Origin of the sequence: Candidatus Thermokryptus mobilis (assembly GCF_900070205.1) — a bacterium.
Lineage (GTDB): Bacteria > Bacteroidota > Ignavibacteria > Kryptoniales > Kryptoniaceae > Kryptonium > Kryptonium mobile.
Window position 1 is genome coordinate 3,103 of the sequence record NZ_FAOO01000018.1, and the last position, 1,876, is coordinate 4,978.

At 34.1% G+C, this 1,876-nt stretch carries 2 protein-coding genes; both read right to left on the reverse strand.

Features of this window, described 5'->3' with window-relative positions; all coding sequences use genetic code 11:
* Positions 1 to 480 (reverse strand): ligand-binding sensor domain-containing protein (locus FKZ43_RS09640; RefSeq protein ID WP_320415058.1); only part of this gene is annotated, 480 nt, incomplete at its 3' end.
* Positions 481 to 560: 80 nt separating this feature from the next.
* Positions 561 to 1,876, reverse strand: a 1,316-nt coding sequence (locus tag FKZ43_RS09645; RefSeq protein ID WP_219916522.1) for a two-component regulator propeller domain-containing protein, incomplete at its 5' end; no start/stop codon positions are given.

Here is a 1,876-nt window from a genome sequence, read left to right on the forward strand (position 1 = left end):
GCCCATACTATCCAACTTTGCAACACCCCCACCCTGTGTTCCAATCCATTTGTTTCCCTGTTTATCAATAGCTACTGCAAAGACACGGTTATTAGGCAAACCAGAATTTGAAGTGTTATAAACAGTCCAATTTACCCCATCAAACTTTACAAGCCCTCCATCATAGGTCCCAATCCATTTGTTACCCTGTCCGTCTATGGTTATTGGTCTGACATAGTTATCAGGTAAACCAGAATTGGAGTCGTTATAAACAGTCCAATTTGCACCGTCAAACTTTACAAGCCCTCCACCATAAGTCCCAATCCATGTATTGCCTTGTCCATCTAAGGTTATTGACAAAATAAAGTTATTAGGCAAGCCAGAATTTGAAGTATTATACACAATCCATTCTTGAGTTTGGGAAAACAATTTACTTGCAACCAAAGAATACAATAAAATAAAATTGAAAAGATTTAAGTATTTCTTTAGTGACTTTATCATTTTCTCCTCCCTATTTTTTATTGTTTATTATAATTTTCAAGAATTAGAAAAAGTTCGTAATCGGTCAAAATCTATCCTTTTTATTTCAATAATATCATTTTCTTCACACTCACAAATTTTCCTGCCTCTAATCGATAAAAATAAACTCCACTTGGTAAATTATTTCCATTAAACTTTATTTGATATTTTCCCGATTCATATTCTTGATCTACAAGCTTGCCTATCTCTCTACCAAGTGCATCATATACTGCCAGCTTAATATTCGCCTTTTTTGGCAACTCAAACTCAATAATTGTATTTGGATTAAATGGATTTGGATAGTTTTGATATAAAATATAATCTTCTGGTAAGTTTTGTTCTTCATCTTCAACTTTAATTATAACACCCCATTCATGATAAACTGCAAGTCCTCCTCCCCAGGTACCAATCCATTTGTTACCAAACTGATCAATAGCAATTGAATGAACAGAATTATCAGGTAAACCGGAATTTGAGGTATTATAAACAGTCCAATTAACGCCATCAAACTTTGCCATTCCTTCTCGATATGTCCCCATCCATATATTTCCCGATCCATCAAGTGTTAATGCGTAAACATAGTTATCAGAAAATATAGAGTTAGGCATGTTATAAACTGTCCAGTTATTTCCGTCAAATTTTACAATACGACCACGATTAATTCCAAACCATTTATTTCCTTGTCCATCTATTACCATTGAATAAACTGCATCATACGGTAAACCAGAATTAGATGTATTATAAACTGTCCAATTAACCCCATCAAATTTCGCAACTCCGCCTCCATTAGTACAAATCCATTTATTGCCCTGACTATCTATTGCAATTGAACGAACATCATCATAAGGCAAACCAGAATTTAATGAGTTATACACGATCCAATTTACCCCATCAAACTTTGCAACACCATTATTAGTTCCAATCCATAAGTTTCCTTGTTGATCTTTGTTAATCGTATAAACACGATTATCTGGCAATCCAGAGTTTGAAGTATTATAAACTATCCAGTTAGTCCCGTCAAACTTTACAATCCCTCCATTATTTGTTCCAAGCCATTTATTGCCTGAATTATCAATAAAAATTTCACGAATAAAATTGTCTGGTAATCCAGAGTTTGAGGTATTGTAAATCGTCCAACTTACGTCGTTAAATTTTACAAGTCCACCGTCGATGGTCCCAATCCATTTATTTCCTTCACTGTCAATTTTTATGGAGTTAATCCAATTATCAGGAAGACTAGAATTTGATGTTTTATAAACAATCCATTCTGGCGATTGTGAGAGCGAAAAATTACTTACAGTTAAGATTAGAACGAGCGAAATAATGGTTTGTAAGATGAGGTTTGGTTTAGTTGGCTTCATGGCGGTATCTTCTTTTT